This is a genomic window from Streptomyces sp. GL_140 (assembly GCF_057834465.1).
On record NZ_JBYQMJ010000002.1, the window covers coordinates 38,846 to 62,500 of the forward strand.

Sequence of the window (23,655 nt, forward strand, 5' to 3'; positions counted from 1 at the left end):
TCGCCGCTGCTCAGCTCTTTGGCCAGTGCAGAACGCGGAGGATTCGCTGGACCGCTGACGAGCCTCGAACCCGGCGCCAAATGGCCTTTGACCATTTCCCGACCGGGATCCGGTGAATCACCCGGCGAATCTGATCTGACATCACACACCTGCTCTCTGTGCACCCGACATGCAGACGAACTGGTCCGTTACCAGTCCCCCAAGGGCTTGTATGTCGGCGCCCCACTGCCTACCCCTCGGCTTTCACGGGACTTTTGTCGGATGATGGGATCTGCCGCGCCCGCGGTGCCGCCCCTGGCCGGTGTGAGGTCACGCAGCCTGTGGTGTCCAAGCAGCCGGTGAACAGCCACAGCGAGGGACGTAAATGGAAGACAGGCAAACAGCAGGATCGATCCTGGGAATCGCGGGCTTCAATGCGGCTCTCACCATCGCCGCAACCGTGGCCACATGGGAAAACGGCCCGAGCCCCTGGGCCGCGGCAGCCGCAGGCTCGGTACTCGTCTTCGTTGCCCTGCTTCGTAAGAGTTGAGGTGCCCACCGGCGCGGGCCGGTCGCACTCATCCCTCTGTTCCAGAAAAGAATCCGCCCTTCAGCTGCCGGCGGCTTTCAGCCAATCGTCTGGATCTGACCTCATTCGCGAGGAGCATACAGATCGGCACTTCGGGATGACTTCCCCGACCCCTCTGATGCAACAGGGTGACAAAGCAACCAATTTAATGCAAAAGAAATGGCTCTTCGTCAACATGAAACGTCTCGCCCCGCTGCTCGCCGCCGGTCTTGTCGCCACCGCACTCCCCTTGCTCACCGCGACCCGAGCCATCGCTGCTCCGGAGAGGGAGTTCATTCCGCAGCAGCCCGCATGGCATCGGTGCAGCCCCGACAAGCCGGCCTCGCTCGAGTGCGGGACCATCAAGGTCCCGCTCGACTACCGGGATCCGCAGGGCCCCACCATCGATCTCGCCCTGACCCGGATGAAGAGCGAGAACCCGGCCAAGCGCCACGGCATCATGCTGCTCAACCCGGGCGGGCCGGGGGCCGGCGGAATCGACATGCCGCCGAGCATGGACGAGTGGATGCCGAAGGACGTACGGGACCAGTACGACCTGATCGGCTTCGACCCGCGCGGCGTCGGCGCCAGCAGTCCGGTCACTTGTGGGCTGGAAGGCAGCGACCGGGACTTTGAGCGACCGTACAAAGAGCACACGTTCTTGGCCGACGCGGCCTGGTCACACAGGGTGGCGGAGAAGTGCCGCGAGAAGGCCGGCTCGGTGCTGCCCTTCATCACCACTCGCAACACGGCGCGCGACATGGACGCGATCCGCGCTGTGCTGGGTGAGCGGAAGATCTCGTACCTCGCCTACTCGTACGGGACGTATCTGGGCAGCGTGTACACGCAGATGTTTCCGAACCGCGTCGACCGTTTCGTGCTCGACAGCGGAGTGGATCCGAAACGCATCTGGCGCGGCATGGTGCAGACGTGGGCGACCGAGGCGGAGCCCGCGTTCAAGCGCTGGACCCAATGGACGGCCGAACGCGCGGGCAAGTACCGCCTCGGCGACACCCCGGCCGCGGTGTCCCAGACCTTCTGGGATCTGGTGGCCAGGGCCGACCGGCAGCCGATCGAGCTGGAGGACCAGAAGTTCACGGGCGACGACATCCGGGCTGCCCGGGCGATGTTCTTCTTCCCCGCGAAGGCAGGTTCCATCGTCAAGGCACTCCAGGACGCGGCCGACGGACGTGATGCGAGCTTGTCCGAGGCCGAGGGGCGGCTGATCAAACTTGAAGCCGAGCCGCTCACGGACAACTCCCAGGCTTCCTTCTGGGCCGTGGCATGCGGGGACGTCGAGTGGCCCGGCTATCCCGAGAAGTACGAGACGGAAGCCGCCAGCGACAGGCACGCGTACCCCTTGTACGGGGACTTCGCTTCCAACATAAAGCCGTGCGCCTTCTGGCCGCGGCCGATCGAAGCGGCGACATCGATGACGGGCGAGGCGAACGTGCTGATCGTGCAGAACGAGTGGGACCCGCAAACCCCGCTGACCAGCGGTCAGGGCCTCCACCAGGCGCTCCACGGATCGCGGATGGTGCTGGTGAAGGGCGGTCAGGGCCATGGCGTGTACCTCGTGGATCCCAAGTCCTGCGCCAACGCGACGGTCAACGCGTACCTGACCACAGGACAGTTGCCGACGACAGATGTGACCTGCCAGTCGACGCCGGGGTCCGACCACTCGGCGCCGGCCCTGAGGACGATGATCCGCGGTCACTAGCTTTATCGATCGGGAGGTTGAGAGCAGGGCCGGGGCTTGTCATCGCGAAGACCTCCGGCGTGGTGGTGGTGCCCGGGCTCCACACCACGCACGGAGGTCTTCGTGGCCCGCCGATCGCCCGGCTGACCGTTAGCCGAGCTTCGTGACATTCACCGCCTGAAGCCCCTTCGGCCCCTTCTCGACGCCGAACTCAACGTGCTGATTCCCCTCCAGGGAACGGAATCCGTCTCCCACGATATCCGAGTAGTGAACGAAGACATCGGGGGTATTGTCGTCCGGAGTGATGAAGCCGAAGCCTTTTTCCGAATTGAACCACTTGACGACACCTTTTTTGATGGTGGTTTGAGTCATGGCCCCTCCCGGGGTCGACCTCGTCGGCCTGTCAGCCGGTTACGGCCGGAAGGACGGCAGGGGTCAAATTAAGAGAGCAGATGGATACGAAATTGAGGTGGAGCTGTCGAGTTACCTTCGATCTCGATAGGAATTTCCGCCCGGCTCGGAGACGAAGGCCTCTGGACCGTTGCGGGCAGCGGCGGCCGCTACCAACGGCGGGCGGTCACGGTCACCGTCCAACACCTTCTAAGTCACCACCCCCGCAAACCCCCTCGCCCCGGACATGGGGAACTTCGGTTTCAGGGGTGACGGTCCAGGTGACGGTGTGGCGTCGCCGGGCGGCTGCCGGGTCGTGCGAGTCATCGCGCCGAGCCCGCGCGTGCTTCGGTCTGCGTTGAGTCGCTCCGGGAAACAGCAGGTCAGAGGCCGATGCGTACACGATTAGCGACTCAAGCGACTGAAGCTTGCACATTCGAAAGCAACAAGCCGACCGTGAGGTTCACCGGATCGGTCAGGCGTCCGCCGCCTGTGCCGGGCGCTCCGAGCGTTCCGTCTTGCGGCCCTTGCTGCCGGCGGTGAGGGTCGTCGGGTCGACGGCTTCCGCCGGGGCGCCCGTGGCGTAGAGGCCGTCGGGGACCATGTCGCGGTCGTGGGGCAGGAGCCAGAAGACACGGCGGCGGAAGGTGCCGCTGGAGCGGGAGGGCTTGGCTCCCGGGCCGAGCTGGGCGTAGCCGACGAGGCGGCCGTCCCGGTGGTAGGCGGGCTTTCCCCGGCGGGTGGGGAGGCGGTCCAGGGACTGGCGCACGTAGTCGAGTTCGGTGACGTCCTCGAGCCAGATGAGGTCGATCTCGTGATGGATCTCGTCGTCGGAGATGAGGGAGCTCATACGTTCTCCTCCTCTGCGAGCAGTCCGATGCCGGGGTAGTACTTCTTCGAGTTGGACAAGATCATTTCTTTGGGTGAGGCGAGGCCCACGAGCTCACGGGCCCGCGACGCGAAGGCGCGGGAGGAGACGGTGGGCGCTCCTTCATTCTGGCACCAGGTGCGGTAGACGTTGTAGAGGCGGGCTTGTTCCGCTCGGTGATCGGCGTGAAACGTACAGCACTCCTCGAAGAAACGACCCGTATGGTCCTCGGTTTCCGCGTACGCAGTCGTGGCGATCCGCACCGGTTCGGGACCGGTCAGGTCCTTCTCCCCCGCCAGGTATCGACGGGCCCCGTCGATGAGCCAGGCCAGGATCCCGGGGCCCTCCTCGGTGACGAGGATGTCGGCAAGGTTGTCGATCTTCCTGTCGTCGGAGACGACCTTCTCGAACGGAACCAGACGCATGCGCCGCCAGAAGGCGAAGCCACCGGTGCCGACCTCGGGACGGTGGTTGCCGATGAGCCACAGCTTGTGCGTGGGAGCGAACGAGAAGAAGTCCTGTCTCATCCGGCGGGCCTTGATGCGGTCACCGCCGGTGAGAAGTTTGACGCGGGCCTCGTCGAACTTGTCACCGGGCTTGACCTCGGAGCACACGATGACCCGTCGGCCGTGCAGTTCCGCGAGCTCGGTGGGGTGGCCGTCGAAGGTACGAGCCATCAGGAAGCCGGGCGGGGCGGCGTCGGCGTAATCCCCCAGCAGCTTCATCAGGACGTCCAGGAGGACGGACTTGCCGTTCTTGCCCGAGCCGAACAGGAAGGGCATGACCTGGGCGCCGACATCGCCGGTGATGGAGTAGCCGAGCATCAGGTGCAGGAAGTCGATCATCTCCCGCCCATCGGTGTCGCCGCCGAAGGTGTCCGTGAGGAATCGGTTCCAGCGCGGCGTGGGCTGCGACTGCGGGCCCGTGGACGTCGAGCGGGAGTGGAAGTCCTTGTCCGGCTCGGGCGCGCGGATCAACCCGGTGCGCAGGTCCACGATGCCCGCCGGAGTGCACAGCGCGTACGGGTCCGCGTCGAGGAGCTCGGCCCGCAGGACCATGCCCGGGGCCGCCTTCGCCTGCGTCAGCATGGCGTTCATGCCGGAGGTGCTCAGGGCCCGGCGGCGGTGCTTCTGCAGCGACTGGTTGCTGTGGATCCCTCGGGGGTCGGTCGTCGCGATGGCCTCGGCGAGGTCTCCGGCGGCCCAGACGACGGTATCGTCCTCGTCGACCTGCCAACGGGTGGTGTCCCACCGGTACCAGCCCAAGCCGGGCACGTGCCGGTAGTCCCCGGAGTACAGGCGGACGAACAGCTTGGCGTTGCCGCGGTCGCTGAGCGTGTCGGGCAGCAGACCTGCCGAGGTGGCGTGTTCCAGGTGCGCGCGCTCACCACCCTGGGCCGGGACGGGAGCAGGTCCCGGCGCCGGTTCCTGGGCGAGGATCTGCGCGGCGATGGCCTCGGGGTCGAAGTCGAAGAGGAAGCCGTCGGTTTCGGGGGCGGGGCTCACCGGCGGCCTCCAAGGTGCAGGGGGCGCTGCGCGCCAGCGGCCATGCCGCTGCGGATGATCTGGGCGGTGCGCTGGTCCTGCCCTGGACGGGTCGCCTCGGCGGTCTCCCGCAGGGCCCCTTCCGCTGCGGCCTCGGCCAGGTGTCCGGCCGCTACGAGGCCGCCCAGGGTGTACGCCGCCCGGTTCAGCTTCTCCGTGAACCCGGCGCCCTCGGTGACCTGGGCGCACTGGGCCACGTCCGCGAGCAGGGCCGCCAGGAGCCGCGAGGTCTGGTCCTGGCCGCCGCCGGCCGCAAGGACGGCCTGGCGCGCACGGGGCGGTACGGGCCGGGGAGCGGGGATGTGAGGGGCCGGCAGGTGTCCGGTGCGCTGGAGCTCCTGGGCGAGCCAGGCGGGCAGCGGAGCGGGCCTGCGGACGCTTCCTACGGGCTTGTACGTCCCTGCGGACGTGGTGGTGCCCGGGGCGATGATGTAGCCGCCGTGGGCCCGTACGTCGACCTGCCAGGCCAGCGCACGCCGTCCGGAGCCCGTGGAGCACTGCCAGCGGCGCCCGTCGGTGGCCCGGTACCAGACGTGGAGCCCTCCGGAGGGCGTGCGCACCCGCAGCGTGGAGGCGTCCTCTGCGGGGCTCCGCTCGCCCCGCAGAGCGGCGAGGACGGCCAGGGAGTGGTAGCCGGTCGTCATACCGGTGACGTCGATGTGCTCCCCGATCGCGATTCCGGGCAGGAGCCTGTCCCGGAAGGGGATTTCGCTCTGGTGCGCGTCGACGTCGATGACGACCAGGTCGGCCGGACCGCAGGCCACACCGACGCCCAGGGCTGGGTTCTCACCCCACCAGTGGTCGATCCGGGAGTAGTCCAGGGTTGCCGCGTGGAAGCCGTGGCACCAGCGGCCGGCGGCCAGGCAGGCACAGCCCTTGTGGGTGTGCCCCGGGGCACTGCAGTCCCGGCAGTTGGCGGCCGGAGTCTTGCGGCCGGAGGCGAGCGGGTGGACCGGCCAGCCGTTGCTGGCACACCACCGGGCCAGGCGCAGGCCTGCGATCGAACGCTCAGGGGTGGGTTGCCCTGAGTCGCTGCGAGAAAAGCGCAGCTCAGCGGGCATCTGTTTCCCCTCACAGCGACTGAAGCGACTCAACAACGAACACAGACTAGCGAAGTCAACCTGGCAGCGTGCGCAGCGTGTCGCAAACACCGGCCCGGTGTGTCGCGACACCGAACCCGAGTGCACGCCCTGAGGCAGGTGTTCAACGTGTGCCGAGGGGTGCCGAGGGGTGGGCTCAGCGACTCAAGACTGAAGCGCAGCGACCGAACGGTTTCAGTCGCTTGAGTCGCTCTTCACAAAACCGCAGGTCAAAGCCCTGAACAGCACCTAACAGCGACTGAAGCGACTGAAGCCTCCTATATATGACGCACACGCGCACACATGAATGTCCTCATATACCTGAGCTTGAGTCGCTTCAGTCGCTGTTTTTCCTGCTCCAGGGCTCTGACCTGCGGTTTCTGGCAGCGACTCAAGCAGCGACCGAACCGTGGCTCGGTCGCTGGGCTTCAGTCGCTGGGGGTCTCGCCCACGCGAGACGGCCGGCGAGGCCTGCGTACAGACCGGGAACCCGGTTCGTTGGCCGAGGGGATGTGGCAGCAACTCTCGGGCCGCGGTTGGTTCGTGGCCAAAGCCAGGCGACGCGGATATAGTGAGGCCATCGAGTTACTCAGGCACAGAAGGCCCTCCACCCATGGTGGAGGGCCTTCTACCTTGTCCGCACCGATGTCCGGGGCGGGCGTCAGGCGACCTGGAGCTTCGGCCGGCCGGTCGGGGCGGGCGGGGCCTGGTGGTACGTCGGCAGCTTCAGGTTAGGCAGGTCCCCGGCCTGGATGCGGACGAGCGCGGCACGGAAAGCCGCCTCCATCGCCTCCGGGTTCTCGTACTTCGCCGCGAGAGGGTGGAGCCGGTACGAGTTTCCGTTGCGCTCCTCGCTGCGGGGCCGCAGGACGATGTTCAGCTCGCACAGGGGCGCCATGAGGCCGCTGACGGCCTGGGGCGTGACCCCGTACTCGGCCGCCATGTCCTTCTGCCGTACCGGTAGCGCTCCCCCGAAATCGCTGCGGGAGACCAGGTACTGCAGGAACTTGACGGCGGACCCCGACAACGGCAGGGCCCAGATGCGCTCCGCGACGATCGGAGACATGACGTTAGCCATGGGATGGCCTTCCTCGTGAGCGGTCGCCCGTGCACGGGCCTGGCAGTACTATCACCCGGTGCGTTTCCTTCCCCCAAAGCCGGTCTCGACGCCGAAGTCGAGGTCCAGCTCCTCCTGATGGGCGCCGTCGGGCCCCACCGCGTACGGAAACGCCTCGGCGTCGCGGTCGTGGCGCTCGGCGATCTCGGCGAGCACCTCGTGTTGGGCCGTGCTGTTGCCGTGGAACCACAGGCGCACGTTCATCTGGATCCGGCCCCTGCCGGCCTTCTCGACCCAGTTGTAGCCGCAGAGGGCCTGGACGGCACGGTTCACGGTGGAACGCGTGATCATCTTGCCGCCCTTCTGTGCGGCGACCTTGTTCAGCCCGTCGGTGATCTCCTGCTGCGTGTACTGGGTGATGCCGGTGCCCGGCACCTGCCCGCCGGCCACGAAGAGGAAGACGCAGAGCTGGGACTTCGTGATGCTGTTGGCGACGGCCAACTGGGCCAGGAGCTGCGTGAACCAGTTGCTGGCCAGGCTGTACCCGGCGCCCCCGGCCATGTCGTGGACGGACCTCGGATCCGCCGCGTACTCGAAGTGGACACCCTTGAGCCGACGACGGCCGCCGGGGTCGGCAGCGTGCGCCACCTTCTCCCCGAGTTGCTGGCCGAGGACCGCCAGGATGTCTCCGTACTCGGCCTCGTTTCCTACCGCCGTGGGAGTGGAGACAGGCTGGGGCCCGTGCTGTCGACGACGGGCGGGCGGATCAGATGTCACCTGGTTTCTCCCAGGATGCCCCGGCCTTTGGGTCGGGGAGGAATGGGTCCTTGAAGCGGAGGCGCGAAGCGCCGGAGTTCTCTTCGCATCTGTCCTGACCTGCACTCTCTTTCGTTGTCAGTGGGGGGTGTTAGCTTCTGGATCGTGACGACAGCAGTGATAGCCGAAGAGGTGTCCGGGCACGCCCGGTACACCTACCGGCTGCGCCTGTCGTCCACCGCCCGGACCTCCCTGGAAGGGGAGTGGGGGCGGTGCAGGTGGGTGTGGAACGAATGCGTGGCGATGTCCCGCAAGGTCCACCGTCTCAACAAGGGCTCCGCAGAGAAGACGACGTGCGGCCCGGCACAGCTCGACAAGATGCTGACCGAAGCCCGGCAGTCGATGACGTGGCTGCGCGAGGGTGCTTCGGTTCCTCAGCAGCAGATCATCCGGGACTTCGCCAAGTCCCGCGCGAAGGCGCTCAAGGACATCAAGGCGAAGCTGCCGATGCGGCAGCGGGCCGGGATGCCCCGCATCAAGCGGAAGCGTGAAGCCGCGCCGTCGCTGAACTACACGACCCGGGGCTTCCGGATCAAGGACGGCAGTCTCCACCTCGCTGGCGGCATTGCGCTGAAGGTGGTGTGGTCGCGTGAGCTGCCCAGGCCGCCGTCGAGCGTGCGCGTGTACCGCGACAGCCTCGGACACTGGTACGCCTCCTTCGTCGTTTCCACCGTGACCGAGGTCCTGCCGGAGACCGGCGCGGTGATCGGTGTCGACTGGGGTGTGAAGGAAACCGCGACCACCACCAGCGACAACCACGACCTTCCGCACCCCGGGCACGGCAAGACGGCCGCCGTGAAGCTCGCTCGCTATCAGCGGATGATGGCCCGACGTCGCACCCCGAAGAACCAGCCCGACACCGAGGGCTACCGGAAGGCCCGCCGGGCGGCGGCGAGGATCTCGAAGAAGACCGCCCGGCAGCGGCAGGACGCCGGCCGCAAGTGGGCGAAGACACTCGTCCGCGACTTCGACCACCTCGCGGTGGAGGACTTCAAACCGAAATTCCTTGCAAAGACCACCATGGCCCGCAAAGCGGCCGATGCCGCGATCGGCACAACGAAGACGGCCCTGATCGAGATGGCCCGCAAGCACGGCAAGACCGTGTACCTGGTCCACCCCGCGCACACCACCATGGACTGCGCGCACTGCGGAGCGAGAGCCAAGCACCGCCTACCTCTTTCCGAGAGAACGTATACGTGCACCGCCTGCGGAACCGTGTCCCCCAGGGACAAGAACTCCGCCCACGTGATGCTCGTCCGGGCTGGTCTCAACCCGGCTATTGCTGATCTTGTAAGCCCTGCCACCTGCTAGGTGTCAGGCGAAGTGAGCTAGGAATCCCCGTCCCTTAGGGCGGGGAGGACGTCAAAGAACCTCCTTGTTACTCAGGCGGTCCGAGGCTATCCAGAAAATCAACGTGGGCTTGTCTTTTGGTGCGTCGGCGCGCCGGGGGGTGCCTCTGGTGAGCGCACTGCGCGCCGAACGAGCGGTAAGTACACGCTGCGTGAAGATATTTTGCGATTGGGCCCCGAAAGTCCACGACTGCTTGATTTAGCGTGTCGCGATGGCGGCACATTCGGGGAGGCTCCGGGACGTGGGAAGGAGCCTTGGCGGACGCATGCCCGAGGCTCTGACCTGCATCAATTCACGGCCGCGTGCGGCCTCTCAAAAATCAAGGGGTGCTTGATTTTCTGCCCAAGTGTGCCCGCCAGGTACACACTCGACGGACTGAAATGTGCTCCCCACGACACACCCAGTCCGACGAACTTGCAGGTCAGAGGCATGCTGGAGCGGCGCCCTCTTACTAAAAGAGCAACGCGAACGGATGCATGAGCCACATCGATCCGTCCCTTCGCCGCCTTTGACGCTGCCTCTGACCCCGACTCCGGCCCGACCAGTTGCACCGGCCTGTCAGGCTCAGGAACGTGGGATGTCCGCTCTCATCTCACAACTCCCCCACTGACAACGGCCCGAGGACGGTCAGTTCCGCCGACCCGTCGGCCGGGCATCGGCCTGCCCTCCCCCACTTCAGCCACAGGCCACGTCAGCCCCAGTCGGCTGTGGCCCTCATGCCCAGTGAGGGCGCCCAGCGCCCGAGGGGTGCACCGGCGACCGTCAGGGAGTCGGGGCAGGGCGTGAGGGGGAGCGGGTCCAGGGCGCCCGAGCGCCTGGCGAGGGGGTCTGGGGGCGAGTAGCCCCCATGCCATGGCCGGTCCAGCGCGGCCAGGCGCTGGCGGGGTCCAGGGGCCGGCCCCTGGGATTCACGGTCCGGGGCCGACAACGGACAAGAGTCCGGCCGAAGGGGAAGCCGTCCGCGAAGGGCGGGGGAATCGGCAGGGGCGTTGCTGTTGTTCAGCCTGCTTTGCGCAGATACCAAGGAGGAACGGTGAAATGTCCGCTCTAGACTTCTACGCTCATGTCGCCACCCGATGCGACGTACGCGGGGCAGGTATCGGCACTGACCCCGACGGCTGGGAAGCCGCTGTGGGGGCGGGATTCCTCGACCTCCCCGGAGACGGCCTCCTCCGACGGGACTACGGCCTCGTAGAGATCAATTTCTCCCCGCGCGAACACGGGCGGATGTCCTGCTTCGGCTTCGGCGTGAAGATCCAGCGGCTGCTCTACGACCGGTCCCCCAGCACCGTGCCGTCGCTGCTCTCGTGGCAGTACGGGAAGTTCGCGCCCAGGGTTCAGTTCAAAGATCTGCGGGCGTCCGTCCTGACCTTGGGTCACTCCCTCGAACCCGATGACGAGTCGCGTGACATGTGCCGCCATCGGGTGACGGAGTCCGGTGCTCGCATGCACGTCATCGTCGACCCGGACCCGTACGCGATCCGGCGACCCGGACCCGGAGGGCCATCAGGTCGGCGATGTGTGGTCCATCGACGTGTGACGTCGGCTTGGCCCCGGACTTCCCGGCACAACGCCCGAGAGCGGAGTTAACCGAAACCTTCCGGCAGAACGGGCAAAAATCGGCCCACAGAATGGCACCTCAGGGCGCCTATCTCAACCGTCCTGGTGCGATGTGACCTAGCGCCGCGCGCGAGGCCGCCAGGGGGCCGCACAGGGCTTTCCGGTCGCCCTGACCCGCCTGCGAAGCCCCATGGTGACACCTCAACGGCCCAATTTTGGCTGGTGCGCAATGCACATCCACACCGCTTGACCGACGGAGCCGACCGGGCCGCACGGTCCCTCGGTTTCGCCTCGCAGAGCCGCAGCCGCAGCCGCGGGCCGCCAACCCGCGGTCCGAACCGCCCCGCAGCCGGGGCCGCGACCGGACCCGTGGGGGGAGTTGGCCACCTTTAGCGTCACAGGACGGACAACCCGGGCGCGATGTCTCGGTGTGCCTCTTCGCCTTCCCCCAAGAAGGTTAGTAAGGTACCCGCATGACTGCCCCATACGATCCGGAAGTCAGGGAAAAGGTAGTTGCCAAGCTGCCGGCGTCCCTGAGACAGGAACTCAAAGTCCGTGCCGCCCAGTTGGGCGTGGACATTCAGGACGCCGTCACCGAAGGCATCCGTGCATGGCGTGCCGATGCCTCGGCGGCCACCCCCGTGGACACCTCCGGTGCCTCGTCGTTCTCCACGTACCTCCCCACCGGCCTCTACGGGGAGTTCAAGGAAGACTGCCGAGTGCGGGAGATCCCGTACAACCAGGGCGTCGCCCAGTCGATTCGGCTGTGGCTCGACACCAACCCCTCCCCCATGGGCAGGCGCCGTCCCTCCAACGAAGGCGCCCGCCGGATCGTGGTCTGCAACCAGAAGGGTGGTGTGGGCAAGAGTGCCATCAGCAACGGAGTCTCCCAGGCCCTAGCCGAGACGGGCGCACGCGTCTGTGTCATCGACTTCGACCCTCAGGGCCACCTGACCCGCCACCTCGGCGCCGACATGCTCAGCATCAAGGAACCCAGCCTCGCCAAGCACATGCTGGGCGAGATCGACGGCCGCGTCCGGGACCTCCTCGTACCCATCGAGCACGGCGTGTTCGCCGGCCGGCTCTTCCTGCTCCCGTCCTGCAAGGACGCGTTCCTCCTGGACGCCCGGCTCGCCACCACGCGCAACGTCCGCACCAAGGAAACCGCGCTGGAGAAGGCCCTGGAGGAGCTGGAGAAGGAGTTCGACTACATCGTCGTCGACTGTCCGCCCAGCCTCGGCTACACCATGGACACCGCCCTCTACTACGCACGCACCCGCGAGGGCGAGCCCGCCAAGACCTCCGGCATCATCGTTCCCGTCCAGGCCGAGGACACCTCCGCCGATGCCTACGACATGCTCAGCGAGCAGCTCGAGGACCTCATCGACGACCTCGACATCGACATCACCCAGCTCGGCTTCGTCGTCAACCTCTACGACAGCCGCAAGGGCTACGTGGTCACCTCCTCCCTCAACAGCTGGAAGGAGTTCGGTGACCCGCCCGTCATCACCGTCATCGCCGACCTGAAGGAGCAGCGCGAAGCGGTGCGCGTCAAGCTGCCCCTCCTGCACTACGCCCCCGACTGCGAGCAGTCCGAGGCCATGCGCGAGATCGCGCGGAGGATTTCCACATGAGCAAGAGCGACCTCCTCGGCACCGGCGCCGCTTTCAGCAACGTCCGCCGCACCGGCGGCCGCAGCGAACGCGGACGTGCCAAGGCCATCGCACAGGGTGACGTGCCGAACTACGAACTGATCCGGGTTCCTCTCGATCAGGTCTCCCCCAGCCCCCTCAACCCGCGCCGCAACTTCGGCACCGACGAGGACAAGACCCGCTTCGGCGAGGAGCTGCGCCAGGCCCAGCTCTCCGCCTGTGTCGTCACCACCCGCAGTGCCTACCTCGGCCTGTGGCCCGACCACGAGTCCCGCATCGGCTCGGCCGCGTACGTCCTCATCAACGGCGAGCGCCGCTTCCGCAGCGCCCTGCACGTGGGGCTGGAGTCGCTGGACTTCGTCGTACGCGACGACCTCGCCTCCTCCCGCACGGACTTCATCGACCACCTGCTCGCGGAGAACCTCGAACGCGAGGACTTCGACGTGATCGAGCGGGCCCGCGGCGTCCAGCAACTGGTCGACACCTGCGCCGACGAAGGCAGGGAACACGGAGCCAAGTCCCGGGCCGCCGAACGGCTGGGTCGCTCCCCCTCCTGGGTCACCAACCAGCTCGTGCTGCTGGAGCTGCCCGAGGAAATCCAGACCCTGCTCAGCTCCGGGGAACTCCCCGAACGCGACGGCCGCCTGCTCGCCCGTACGGCGAAGGACCGGCCCGAGGCGGACGCTGCGGAACTCCTCGCCTTCCTGAAGGGCACCAAGGAGCAGGAAGCTCAGGTGAAGGCAGCCCAGCGGGAGATACTGCGCACCGTGCAGGAGTCGGCTGCGGTGCAGGAGTCGGCGGCGGTGCAGGAGTCGGCAGCGGTGCAGGAGTCGGCAGCGGTGCAGGAGTCGGCAGCACCGAGCCCGGGTGGGGGAGTGCCGGAGGTAGTGGCGGACGTACCCGAGCCGAGCGTGCAGCTGGCCGGACTTTTGTCCGCGGACAAAAGTCCGGAGACCTCGAGCCCCGTGTCTGCCGCCGCCGAAGCCCCGGAGACGGAGGTTGCGCCGGTCCAGCCGATGCCGGCTCCGACGCCGGCCGCACCGGTCATCACGCCGAGGCCGGTCGCGGATGTACCTGCCGATGTGCCTGCCGATGCAGAGCCCGAGGTGGGCGAGCGCGAGTCGGAAGGCGTCATTCCACCGCAGGTCGCCAGGGACACGGAGACGCCCTCGATTCCGTGGCAGGACCCGAAGGCCATGTACCAAGTCATCTGGGCGAACATGTCGGCCAAGCACCGAGCCGAGCTGACGATGCTCCTGATCGAGAACAACAGCCAGCGGAGCTAGCCGACGCTGTCGGTTAATGCGACCCCTCTTTTGCCCCGTCGAGCGTCAGTTCGGCGGGGCAAAGTGCTGTGAAGGGGGCCTCTGGGCGCGGTGGCTGCCCCGGCCCCTTCGGCTGCGTCGACATCGACACCCACCCCAGAGTTTTGTCCGCGGACAAAAGTCTGACGAAGCCGAGGCGGCTTCGCCCTCTCCTCTGGCACCTTGCCGATCCATATCCGGTGGACTGTGGTCTCCAGAGTTTTGTCCGCGGACAAAACTCTGGAGCGATGCCGAATCACCCAACGCACTGCGGACGGTGTCCGCATACCCGGAACCTGGCGTCACGCCTTCATCCGCAACGGCGGCCACTCATCGATTGCTGGGGCCTGGTCACCGTCGACGAGTTCGAGGAGAAGCTGCGCACCGGCTGGGTGGCGACCAGCTTCCCTGAGGGCGGCGAGGCCTCCCTGGCCGCTGCGGGTACTGGTGGCAGGGCCCGGCGGTCAGAGGCTGTGACCGGGTCAGGTGCGTGACCCCATCGAGCCGGTGAGTGCTTACGCCGTAAGCACTCACCGCAAAACCAACGCGTAAATCGGATAAACGAGGCTTAGGGGGTGTAAGCAACTGCACCATGGCGGCAGTATCCTGCCGCCATGTCATCTCCAACTCAGGGAGGTGAGCGGGAGAAGCTCGTGTCCAAGCTCCCCGCGTCCCTCCTTCAGGCCCTTAAAGTCCGGGCCGCGCAGCTCCAGACAGACGTGCAGGACGCCGTGTCCGCGGGCATCGAGGCGTGGTGCTCGTACACCGAGGCACTTCCGTTCATCGACACTGCGGACGCCGAGTCCTTCGGCACCCACCTACCCGAGGGTCTTTACGACGAGTTCAAAGAGGGCTGCCGCTCCCAGGGCGTCTCCTACATCCAGGGCCTGGCCCAGTCCGTCGCCCTGTGGCTGGCCGAGCACCCCGTGAACGACCAGCGGACCACGCGCCGCATTGTGGTCTGCAATCAGAAGGGCGGTGTAGGGAAGACGGCTGTCTCCGCCGGCGTGGCCGAGGCCATGGCCGAATCCGGGCTTCGGGTCCTCCTCGTGGACTACGACCCGCAGGGGCACCTGTCGCACCAGCTCGGTCTGAGGGCCATTCCGGCAGGCGAGGAAAGCCTCATCACGCACATGCTGCACCGTGAGCAGACCCGGCGGTCGCTCGTGGAGCTGGCCGTCACCATAGAGGGCGAGCGCTTCGGCGGCCGGCTCCGGATGCTGCCTGCAGCCTTCGACGCCTTCCTCCTCGACTCCGGCCTGACTGTTTTCCGCGGCCCCCGGCACGCCGCACTCGAGCGCGCTCTGGCCCCGGTCGAAGAACACTTCGACGTCGTCGTCATCGACTCCCCGCCCAGCCTTGGCCTGGCCATGGACACCGGCCTGCACTACGCCCGCCAGCGGGACGGGGAGAAGCCCGGCGCGTCCGGGCTCATCATTCCGGTCGAGGCGGAAGACACCTCCGCCCAGGCGTACGGCATGCTGATCCGGCAGATCGAGTCGCTCTCCCAAGACTTCGACATCCACATCGAGCAGCTCGGACTGGTGGTCAACAAGTTCGACAGCCGACGCGGCTTCATTGCCACTTCTTCCAAGGACAAGTGGGTCTCGCTGGGCAAGCCCCCGGTCCTCGCGGTCATTCCCGACCTCAAGGAACAGCGCGAAGCCGTGCGGGTCCAGCGGCCGCTACTGGACTACGCGCCCAGCTGCGACCAGTCCAAGCAGATGCGCAAGCTGGCCGAGGAGCTGAACAAGGTATGAGCAAGGCGGACCGACTTGGAGGCTCCGCCACGTTCGACGCAGTGGCCCAGCCCATCAGCAGCCGTGCAGCCAGCTTCGCCCGCTTCTCGGTCCAGGCCCAGCACGAACCTCCGGTCGGTGAGCGCAGCGTCCCGAAGGCCTCGCCGCGGCTGCTCGTGGCGGAGCTCGCGCACAACCCGTACAACCCACGCGACGAGCTCAAGGACATCGAGGATCTGGCCGACAGCCTCGCTGCCCGCGGTGTCATCCAGCCGCTGACCGTCGTCACCAGGTGGGCATTCCTTGCCGCACACCCCGGCCATGAGTCGAGCCTGGGCGACGCCGGCCATGTCGTCGTCGACGGCAACCGTCGTCTCGCGGGCGCGAACCTGGCAGGGCTCGTCGACGTACCCGTGCACATCGACGATTCTCTGGCCAGGGATGCGGACACGCTGCTGGAGACCGCACTCGTCGCTGCGATCCAGCACAAGGACCTGGAACCTCTGGAGCAGGCACAGGCTCTGCAACAGCTCGTGGAGAAGTACGGATCCCAGCGCAAGGTGGCAACCGCCCTGCACAAATCAAGCGGTTGGGTCACTCAGAGACTTGCCCTGCTCAAGCTGACCCCGGAGCTTCAGCAGGCAGTCGAAGAGAAGACCCTGCCGGTTGAGGTGGCGCGACGCGTGGGGCAGTTGCCCCCTCAGCAACAGCAGAGTGCAGTGGAGGAAGCCCTCACCGAGCGTGCGGAACGGCCGAAGCGTACTCGGGAGACTGGGGGAGAGTCACCAAGTGCTTACGCCGTAAGCACCCCAGAGCCGCTGGTGCAGCAAAACGAAGAGGCCGAGGGCGAGAGTGCTTACGCCGTAAGCACCCAGGAGCCCTTGGCAGCGGAGGCTTGTGCGGCTGATGCGCCGGGGGAGCACCCGACCTCTCAGGACCCGTACCTGATTGACATCCGGGAGCTGCCGCGCGTGCCCTGGCATGACGGCAACGGCGTGGCCGACCTTGTCTTCGAGAAGATGGACGAGAGCCAGCAGGCAGTACTGCTCGAACGCCTCCTGGCCGCACGCGGCAACTAGAGCTCCCTCGCCGTCACCTGGCAGATCACGCCCGTACAGCCGCTTTGTGGGCTGTACGGGCGTTCCCTTGCCGGTTGGGTGGGAGAGCCTGCACGGTGGGACCGTGGTGCGGGGGAGGGGATGCCCACGGAAAGAGCGGGAGAGTGGGCGGCCGACGGCGGGCTCCGGGGCCTGGCCGCCGGAGCTTGGATGCCCATCGGTTGGACGGCGCGATCAGTGTTGCGGGGTTCCCGATGTTCCAGTTGTTCCTGCATCGACGAACGCAGGTGAACCGTTCTTCCACGGACTGCTTCCCGTCGGGCCCGGACCTCTGCGCGCTGCCCGGCCTGCCACCCTCGTCCCCCTTCAATGGCAGGCAACCGATGAGTTTCGGCTCAATAACCGGCCGTCCACGGGGAGTTGGACCCGACTGCTGTCAAAACAAGGACCGGCCTTCTTCCTCTGGCGGCCAACCGCAAGACTTCGCGTCCCGTATTCGCTACGACCGCTGTGAAGCCTTCGCCCGAACTTCACGCCGTGTGGATGAAGGAGATGGAGGCACGGAGATCCGCTGCAGCGTGAACACTGTGTATGCGCCTCGATGTTGTCAGCCAAAGACAAATATGTATCGAGGCCGAGCTGGCGTACGAACAGCGTGCTCAGGCAGGGAGCGCTGCAACTGCGGAAGAGACACCGGACAGTTCAGCACGCTTGTTACGGGGGAGGCAGGTCGGCCTGGTGGCGTGGGCACGGTGGTCTCACGCCACATTGACCTGCAGTGGGCTCTCACTTAGAGGCTGATGCCCCCTGCTGTCAAGTCCCTTGCGGCCAAAGGAGTGTACGTTCTTAACTAGTATGACAACCCGGCTTACATCATGACTGACTTTTAACCCTAAGGGATCTCAAGTACCCCGAGACGGCGTGGACCTGCAGACACGTCGTGTACGTTCTTCCTGAGGTTCGGATCACACCAGCCGAACCTTTCTGAAGGCTTATGTGAAGGTATAAAAGTCAACCATGCAGTGAGGGCACAGATGAGTGACACCACCTCTCGTCTTCTGGCAGGCGCGCGGGTGAGCGAGCTGACCGGGCTCCACGGAGTCACCCTGGGCAAGCTGGTGCAGGAAGGATTCCTGCAGCGCGACGAGGCAACGCTCCGGTACCACGGAACAGAACTGGTCATCGCTCAAGCCTTGGCCCATTTGGGGACCCGCGCTTCCAAGTCCGGTGCCCACAGGGACCGGTCCGTGGTGGAGATGCTCCGCCGTGCGTTGAGCGAGGGCACCGTCGGGCCACTCACCGATCTCGTGGTGGCGGGGGACTTCACTCGCCTCGTCCACACTCTCGGTGAACGCCTGGATGCCACAGCGGGCTTCCGTGACTACAGGGTTCTCGGCGTTGGTGCATGGCTGGGGGAGTTCATGAAACGCGAGCCGGAGGCCTTCGAGCACACAGTCCTGATAGCGGCTGCCTAGGGATGTACCCCTAGCAGGAGCAGGCAGTCGTGATGGATCCCGGTGCGCAGCAAGCGGATTGCCTGGACCTGGTCGGTCACATCCACCGCATGGCTACTCCTGGGTCGGGAGTAGCCCGTTGTGTGCTCTCTTCCTGCCGATCCTCGTCCTCTGCTGTCCCCGAGAGGCCTGCCGACGCCAAGGGATAGCCTCTCAGTCGATCAAGCAGGCTGTGGCGTCAGCCTGGGCACTCGCAGTGTCGATGCTGTGTACACTCACCCGCTCCCCGCAGCCAGGCGGGGGCAACGGAACGCAAGTCAAGGGGCGGGCCTCCCTCAGGCCCGCCCCGACTACCAAGGGGCAGCAGCCCCGGAAGGGAGATCTCCTAAGAGACCGTGGAATCCGACACCGTCGCTAAACCGCTGGCCACCGACCTCCCAAGTCCCGGGCCATGCGGATAGATCAGTGCGTCTTCGCGCTTTCCTTCAGGAGTTACTTTAACCATGCCAGGCCAGGTTTCACTAGCTGATGCCGAAAGAACAACACGCATCACGTATCAACCCCTGCCTGAGGCCGGGTCCTCCGCGTTCGAGAGAGATGATGAGCGATTTCTTGCCCATGATTTCGCTGTGGCTCTCTCACGATCCGGCCGAGGCTTCCGTATCCACTCGGACAACACGTCCGGCGGCTGGAACGATCTGTGGTCGCTCGCCCAAGAAGACTGTGCCTATGCCGTCCTCCCCAGAGCCCGATTCCTTTCCATCGATCTTGATGTCGAAGGTGTGAGCCCTGAGGATGTTCAGCGGCGCCGTGCCGCTTTTGAGAGTCTCAGAAATGCAGCGGCAGAGGCCTGCATCGGAACAGTACTGGTGCAATCGGGACGTCCCGGACATAAGCACTTAATCCTGGCACTCGGTACGGCGGCCCCCTCTTTGCGTGAAGGAATCGAGTCGCTCTGCCGGCGGGTAGGACTCGACGTCCGCTCGCGAGGATTGCGCCCTCCCTTCGTACGCCACCGGGCGGGCATGCGCAGCACTGTCGCCGGATGCCCCAAGCGTGCCCTCGAGATCCTGTCAGGGCCCGCCGCCAGCCGCGACCAGGTGCGCCACATGGCTCGACTCCTGGGCGTAGGAGGCCTGTCGTCCCGAATGGAGCGCGTCCTGCGGGAGGGGCACGCAGCCGGCGGGTACGAGTCTCCTTCGCATGCACGGCTGGCCTTTGCCATTGCGGCAGTAGGCGCCGGCAGGGGGCAGGAGTACATTGCCTCCGCCCTCAGCGATCCTGAGAACCTCCTCGGGGAGACCTTTCGACGGCGCAGTTCCCGCTGGCAGTTGGCAGAAGTTGAACGTATTTGGTCGTTTGCGCTTACACGGCAAGGCCATTGGAGAACGCCGAAAATCCGCAACCGTGTGGAGGCTCTCCAACAGGTCGTCGGCTGGATCGCAGCTCTCGACCACGACGTATGGCATCGCACGGCAGGTACGACAGATCGTGCGGTGTGTGAAGCAGTCGGCAGGATCTCCTACGCTCAAGGAGGTGTCGATTTTTCGGCCAGCCTGGCAGTGATCGCCGTCGCAGCAGGTGTTTGCGACTCCACGGCCAGGAATTCGCTGCACCGTCTCATCAAAAAGGGCTGGCTCAAGGTACTTGAAGCGCCTACTGCCACGACCTCGACACGCTACCGGCTGACGCTGCCCGAGCAGCTTGAATTAAGTCATGTCGCCTCGGAAGCGCGCGGAGCCCAAGGTGGCGTTGATCCCCTCACGGGTGCGCCCGTTGGCCTCCAGCTCGGGGACGATCTGGGAATCGACGCTGCTCGGTGGGGTGCCCTGGGCAAGGCGGCCATGTTGGCATGGCGCGAGTTGTCCTCCGGCGCACCCATGTTGACGCAGGAGGTCGCAGACCGGCTGAGGATCTCGCACAACGCAGCCAGGCTCCGCCTCCGCAAGTTGTCCCGCCATGGTCTCGCGCGTTACGCCAACGGGCGCTGGCAGCGTCTGATGCACGATTTTGTCGAGATCGCACGGTGCTTGGGCACCGAAGGCAAGCGTCAGTCCCAGGTGACGGAGCTGCTGCGACGTCGCTCTCAGCGCATGGATCTTCGCGAGAGCTGGCGTAGGGCCTTCCGTGAACTGAAGAACTTGGTGGCCGAAGACGACGCGCAGTGCCCGAGGTGGATTGCTGAGGCAGTCCCTGCAAGGGTTCTGACGAACTGGCTGCAGCGGTTCGGCCGCTCGAAACCACTGAGCTCATAGCCGGCCCTTTCCAAGACTCACCACGTTGTGACCAATCAGCCTGCTCGGATTCCGGGTGGGCTAGAGGCATGCGCGCGATAGGCAACTATGGACCTTCGGCTGACCTGCTGTGTCTCGTCGCTCTCTCCCCATGTGTCCATAGTCGTCATCCGTCGCCGAATACCCGAGGATGCAGCCACCTGACCTGGAGAAAATCTCTGCCAAGTGCCGAGGCCTCGGGTCTGATCGCTACCCCACCAGTAGCCCCGCTCGGCGGGGGGCGTGAAATAGGCCGCAAGTCAGAACTTTGCTGCTTGTCACATAAGCCCGATCTTCATGAGGGATGTCGGCATGTGATTGATAATTGAACGGGATGCGCCCTTGTAGGAGGATCTCAGACACCGTGCCGAGTGGTGCCTGGAGCGACTTGGAGGGCCGTCGGCAGGCGGCCGGTGAGACGGTGTGTGATGGTGTGTGAGCCGCCTGCGGAGCAGTGCTGCTCTGGCGCTGCTCCAAGTCCTGGCGGAGAGCGTCGGCATCGACTCGGGTGCACCCGAACGGACAGCCCCGACGGGCAGGATCGCACCTCTCGTGCCTACCGTGTCCCCATGGCTTACCCAGACGCAGTCGGATCGCGAATAGGAGTGCGACGTCGCGACGAGATTGAATTATGGAACAATCATTGGGTTCATCTCATGAGCGAGGGATTGAGGTGTACATTCTCGCACGGGGTGTTGGTTGGATTTAGATGGATACTGGGATATTCCACGATCGGGCCGGTCACCATGACCGAAAGAATGGGTTCGGATCACCCCTGCGCAGCTCAGCTCAATGCAGAGGAGCAGGCGGCGTCCGTCCAGTTGAGGCGCTGGGATGCGGGGGATCGGCCGGGGTGTTCACTTGTCCATGGCACGCACAGCGTTCTGGCCTGGGTTTGCGGGCGTGTTGACGATCCGCCGTCCGAAACCACGCATCTTCGGCTGGGGGAAGAGATCCATTCCTACGGCAGTCGCGAATGGTAGGGCGGGCGGCCTGCCGGGTATCCGATCGCCGGCGTGAGTGGGGCCGTTCGTCAGCGCCGTTGCGGCCCAGTACTGGAGACCGCCAGCACGGTTCCCGATGTTCCGGTTGTTCCCGGAGCCATGTTCGACGGGCCGAGTCCTCGGCGCTCCGGCAACGCGGGGGCAGCCGGAGGCCCCGACAACCCCACGACTGTCAAGTCGACGAGCTGAACGGGGCCAAGGGGCGATGCCGGATACAAGGTGACTGAGTGGCGACTCAGGCGTCGTAGGACGGAAGGCTGAGCTCGGTCCTGTGTACAGGCAGGCTTCTCTGAAGCCATTCCGGCTTCTCTCGGTGGTGGATCTGGAGCATCCTGGGGGAGAGGGGGATCCGGACTCCCGGTTCGGAAAGCTGCTCTGCAGGGCCACCGACGATGATCAACATCAGGGCGTAGACGACTGTCGCCGCGGCCCCCAACTCCATGAGCGACCGCTTGGCGGGCAAGCGGCTGACAGTGCCGCCTCGTGGCGACTTAGTCGGTGTGGAACCGCTCTCCTGTGGCTGGGAGTGAACGGGGAACTCCTCAAGTCGAGTGGTGTCTTGAGCCTGAACCAGTTGCACACACCACTCGCAGTCATCTCTGTTCAGGAGGGTCGAGTCCAGCCAGTAGGCCCCATCGAGCTGGGCATACGGGACTCCGCCCTTGTCATCGTCAAGAGTCGTCATGCCCAACCCAACGATGCTGGTTGACGGCGGCAACGCAGGCTCAAGCGTCAAAGCCCCTTCGTCATCCAGTTGTTACTGGCCTACTTGTGCAGTAATCGGCTCATATGAATAGCTGTGCGACGGTACTGTCTTACGCGTATATCCGTAAAATGGTGTCGAAATCCAGAGTCGGGCTCTCCGGCGGCGAAGAGCAGGCCAATAGAGGGATTGGATACCGGCGGAGTGTTTCCCTGCGGATCAGTCCAACACGAGTCATCTCTAATGGTGAGGGGGTGATACGCGACTGTGATGAGGAGACCATGCGTCAGAGAATCCGTCGAGCGAACGTCGTCTTAAGCGCGATCGTTGCCGCAGTTGCCACGGCCTCCTGTCTTGCCGTCCCGGCCAGTGGCCATCCAGGGGCGCTTGAAAGCGGTCCTGCCGTCGGGCCGCCTCCAACCACGAAGTCGGCATTCGGCGCCTTTCTCGAGTCCGATGGGCGGGGAGTCCGTCAGATCCTGTCGCTGGAGAAATGGCTCGGTGGCGCAGAAGTGCGTGTGGGGCACACGTATTTGCCGGGCGGAAGCTGGGAAGACATTGAGGGCAAGGTCGACTTCATCCAGGACTGGGCTGAATGGCGGCAGGCACGTGCAGACCGCATCCTGGTCCTGAACGTGCCCATGCAGGAAGACAACGAAGCGGACGTGTCGGACGAGCAAGTCCGCAAACTGTTGAAGCGTGGCGCCGCCGGATCCTTTGATGGACATTTCAAGGCTTTGGCCGAACGGCTGGTCAGACTTCGAATCCCGGACACAGTGATCGTTCTGGGCTGGGAGATGAACGGCACCACCTATACGCACCGCTGTGGGCCGGACCCGACGAGCTGGATGGCCTACTGGAGAAGTGCTGTCTCCGCCATGCGTTCCGTGCCGGGCCAGCGGCTTCGCTTCGACTTCGCCCCCAGCCGAGGACGGGATGCGGTGGCATGGACCAGCTGCTATCCCGGAAACGACTTCGTGGACATCATTGGCATGGACTCCTACGACCAGCCTTCCGGGGTGAGTTTCGATGAGCAAGTCAACGAGCCATTGGGACTTCAGGATCACGTCGAATTCGCTGCCGCTCACCAAAAACCCATCTCCTACCCCGAGTGGGGCCTGTTCAGGAATGGTGACAATGCCGACTACATGAGGCGCATGCTCAAATGGATCGACCTCCACAAACCGATCTACAATACTATTACCGACTACTGCCCGCATGGGGTGTGGCGGTGCACTGAGAATCCCACTGCATCCAAGGTGTACCGGTCTGCGATCGCAGCCTGTACAGGGTCCACGTCCAAGCCTGTTGGTTGGCCGGCGGCTGTGGAGAGTTCATCGTTGTGGGAAGATGTGATTCTGAACCCGGATTGGAACCGCTTCCTGCTCACGGATCCGCAGCCGGCTCTGGAGCCAAATTGCCACCCCTAGAGGCGTTCAGGTGGTGACCAATTCAGAATCCCCTCAGTGCCTTGTGTGAATTGTAGGGTCAAAATGTGTGACACCCCAATGAAGGCTGCCTGCTCGGGAGTTCTGCGCGTCGAGGTATGGCCGGCCCT

General features: G+C 65.4%; 15 protein-coding genes and 2 pseudogenes. 10 read left to right on the forward strand and 7 right to left on the reverse strand.

Annotated elements, in window-relative coordinates:
- The first annotated feature begins 686 nt into the window (after nt 1-686).
- Nucleotides 687-2,267 carry an alpha/beta hydrolase gene (locus AC3IYJ_RS39855; protein WP_489403110.1) on the forward strand — a complete coding sequence of 527 codons (1,581 nt, stop codon included), beginning with the start codon at nt 687-689 and terminating at the stop codon, nt 2,265-2,267.
- A 129-nt stretch (nt 2,268-2,396) separates the two neighbouring features.
- Here AC3IYJ_RS39855 and AC3IYJ_RS39860 read toward each other — a convergent pair whose 3' ends face one another.
- The 6 genes from AC3IYJ_RS39860 to AC3IYJ_RS39885 form a co-directional block, all read right to left on the reverse strand.
- Nucleotides 2,397-2,603, reverse strand: a complete 207-nt coding sequence (locus tag AC3IYJ_RS39860; RefSeq protein WP_489403347.1) for a cold-shock protein — start codon at nt 2,601-2,603, stop codon at nt 2,397-2,399.
- Nucleotides 2,604-3,111: 508 nt separating this feature from the next.
- Nucleotides 3,112-3,486, reverse strand: coding sequence for a DUF6009 family protein (locus tag AC3IYJ_RS39865; RefSeq protein ID WP_489403111.1), 375 nt, complete (start codon nt 3,484-3,486; stop codon nt 3,112-3,114).
- The gene (locus AC3IYJ_RS39870) at nt 3,483-5,009 is read right to left on the reverse strand and encodes a DNA primase family protein (protein ID WP_489403112.1); all 1,527 of its coding nucleotides are present in this window, start codon (nt 5,007-5,009) and stop codon (nt 3,483-3,485) included. Before AC3IYJ_RS39870 ends, AC3IYJ_RS39865 begins: the two co-directional genes overlap by 4 nt.
- Entirely contained in the window at nt 5,006-6,109 is a 1,104-nt protein-coding gene (locus tag AC3IYJ_RS39875) for a bifunctional DNA primase/polymerase (protein ID WP_489403113.1), read from the reverse strand. The genes AC3IYJ_RS39870 and AC3IYJ_RS39875 overlap by 4 nt, the downstream gene beginning before the upstream one ends.
- A 679-nt stretch (nt 6,110-6,788) precedes the next feature.
- Nucleotides 6,789-7,205, reverse strand: coding sequence for a hypothetical protein (locus tag AC3IYJ_RS39880; protein ID WP_385604760.1), 417 nt, complete (start codon nt 7,203-7,205; stop codon nt 6,789-6,791).
- A 51-nt stretch (nt 7,206-7,256) separates the two neighbouring features.
- On the reverse strand, nt 7,257-7,961 hold the full coding sequence (locus AC3IYJ_RS39885) for a hypothetical protein (RefSeq protein ID WP_489403114.1): 705 nt from the start codon (nt 7,959-7,961) through the stop codon (nt 7,257-7,259).
- A 141-nt stretch (nt 7,962-8,102) separates the two neighbouring features.
- Here AC3IYJ_RS39885 and AC3IYJ_RS39890 point away from each other — a divergent pair, with 141 nt between their 5' ends.
- From AC3IYJ_RS39890 to AC3IYJ_RS39925, 8 genes and pseudogenes are all read left to right on the forward strand, one after another.
- Nucleotides 8,103-9,311, forward strand: coding sequence for an RNA-guided endonuclease InsQ/TnpB family protein (locus AC3IYJ_RS39890; RefSeq protein ID WP_489403348.1), 1,209 nt, complete (start codon nt 8,103-8,105; stop codon nt 9,309-9,311).
- A 2,072-nt stretch (nt 9,312-11,383) separates the two neighbouring features.
- Entirely contained in the window at nt 11,384-12,544 is a 1,161-nt protein-coding gene (locus tag AC3IYJ_RS39895) for a ParA family protein (RefSeq protein WP_489403115.1), read from the forward strand.
- Nucleotides 12,541-13,191: pseudogene (locus tag AC3IYJ_RS39900) on the forward strand (ParB/RepB/Spo0J family partition protein); the annotation flags it as partial. The gene AC3IYJ_RS39895 and the pseudogene AC3IYJ_RS39900, both read left to right, overlap by 4 nt.
- Nucleotides 13,192-14,106: 915 nt before the next feature.
- Nucleotides 14,107-14,294 (forward strand): annotated as a pseudogene (locus AC3IYJ_RS39905) (DUF7638 domain-containing protein); the annotation flags it as partial.
- Between the two features lie 186 nt (nt 14,295-14,480).
- Nucleotides 14,481-15,626 carry a ParA family protein gene (locus AC3IYJ_RS39910; RefSeq protein ID WP_489403116.1) on the forward strand — a complete coding sequence of 382 codons (1,146 nt, stop codon included), beginning with the start codon at nt 14,481-14,483 and terminating at the stop codon, nt 15,624-15,626.
- Nucleotides 15,623-16,684 (forward strand): ParB/RepB/Spo0J family partition protein, encoded by a 1,062-nt coding sequence (locus AC3IYJ_RS39915; RefSeq protein ID WP_489403117.1) that lies wholly within the window; start codon nt 15,623-15,625, stop codon nt 16,682-16,684. The genes AC3IYJ_RS39910 and AC3IYJ_RS39915 overlap by 4 nt, the downstream gene beginning before the upstream one ends.
- A 1,052-nt stretch (nt 16,685-17,736) precedes the next feature.
- The gene (locus tag AC3IYJ_RS39920; protein ID WP_489403118.1) at nt 17,737-18,138 is read left to right on the forward strand and encodes a hypothetical protein; all 402 of its coding nucleotides are present in this window, start codon (nt 17,737-17,739) and stop codon (nt 18,136-18,138) included.
- A 1,127-nt stretch (nt 18,139-19,265) separates the two neighbouring features.
- Nucleotides 19,266-20,372, forward strand: coding sequence for a winged helix-turn-helix domain-containing protein (locus AC3IYJ_RS39925; RefSeq protein ID WP_489403119.1), 1,107 nt, complete (start codon nt 19,266-19,268; stop codon nt 20,370-20,372).
- A 1,257-nt stretch (nt 20,373-21,629) separates the two neighbouring features.
- On the opposite strand, the gene AC3IYJ_RS39930 is transcribed toward AC3IYJ_RS39925, so the two are convergent.
- On the reverse strand, nt 21,630-22,079 hold the full coding sequence (locus AC3IYJ_RS39930) for a hypothetical protein (RefSeq protein ID WP_489403120.1): 450 nt from the start codon (nt 22,077-22,079) through the stop codon (nt 21,630-21,632).
- A 299-nt stretch (nt 22,080-22,378) separates the two neighbouring features.
- On the opposite strand from AC3IYJ_RS39930, the gene AC3IYJ_RS39935 reads away from it, so the two are divergent.
- The gene (locus tag AC3IYJ_RS39935; RefSeq protein ID WP_489403121.1) at nt 22,379-23,527 is read left to right on the forward strand and encodes a glycoside hydrolase family 26 protein; all 1,149 of its coding nucleotides are present in this window, start codon (nt 22,379-22,381) and stop codon (nt 23,525-23,527) included.
- Nucleotides 23,528-23,655: the final 128 nt, after the last annotated feature.

Bases quoted from the DNA above. Each gene is read 5' to 3' on its own strand.
- AC3IYJ_RS39925 (WP_489403119.1), top strand. From the start codon at position 19,266: ATGGAGCGCGTCCTGCGGGAGGGGCACGCAGCCGGCGGGTACGAGTCT.
- AC3IYJ_RS39915 (WP_489403117.1), top strand. From the start codon at position 15,623: ATGAGCAAGGCGGACCGACTTGGAGGCTCCGCCACGTTCGACGCAGTG.
- AC3IYJ_RS39895 (WP_489403115.1), top strand. From the start codon at position 11,384: ATGACTGCCCCATACGATCCGGAAGTCAGGGAAAAGGTAGTTGCCAAG.
- AC3IYJ_RS39930 (WP_489403120.1), bottom strand. From the start codon at position 22,079: ATGACGACTCTTGACGATGACAAGGGCGGAGTCCCGTATGCCCAGCTC.
- AC3IYJ_RS39875 (WP_489403113.1), bottom strand. From the start codon at position 6,109: ATGCCCGCTGAGCTGCGCTTTTCTCGCAGCGACTCAGGGCAACCCACC.
- AC3IYJ_RS39865 (WP_489403111.1), bottom strand. From the start codon at position 3,486: ATGAGCTCCCTCATCTCCGACGACGAGATCCATCACGAGATCGACCTC.
- AC3IYJ_RS39855 (WP_489403110.1), top strand. From the start codon at position 687: ATGCAACAGGGTGACAAAGCAACCAATTTAATGCAAAAGAAATGGCTC.
- AC3IYJ_RS39935 (WP_489403121.1), top strand. From the start codon at position 22,379: ATGCGTCAGAGAATCCGTCGAGCGAACGTCGTCTTAAGCGCGATCGTT.
- AC3IYJ_RS39910 (WP_489403116.1), top strand. From the start codon at position 14,481: ATGTCATCTCCAACTCAGGGAGGTGAGCGGGAGAAGCTCGTGTCCAAG.
- AC3IYJ_RS39880 (WP_385604760.1), bottom strand. From the start codon at position 7,205: ATGGCTAACGTCATGTCTCCGATCGTCGCGGAGCGCATCTGGGCCCTG.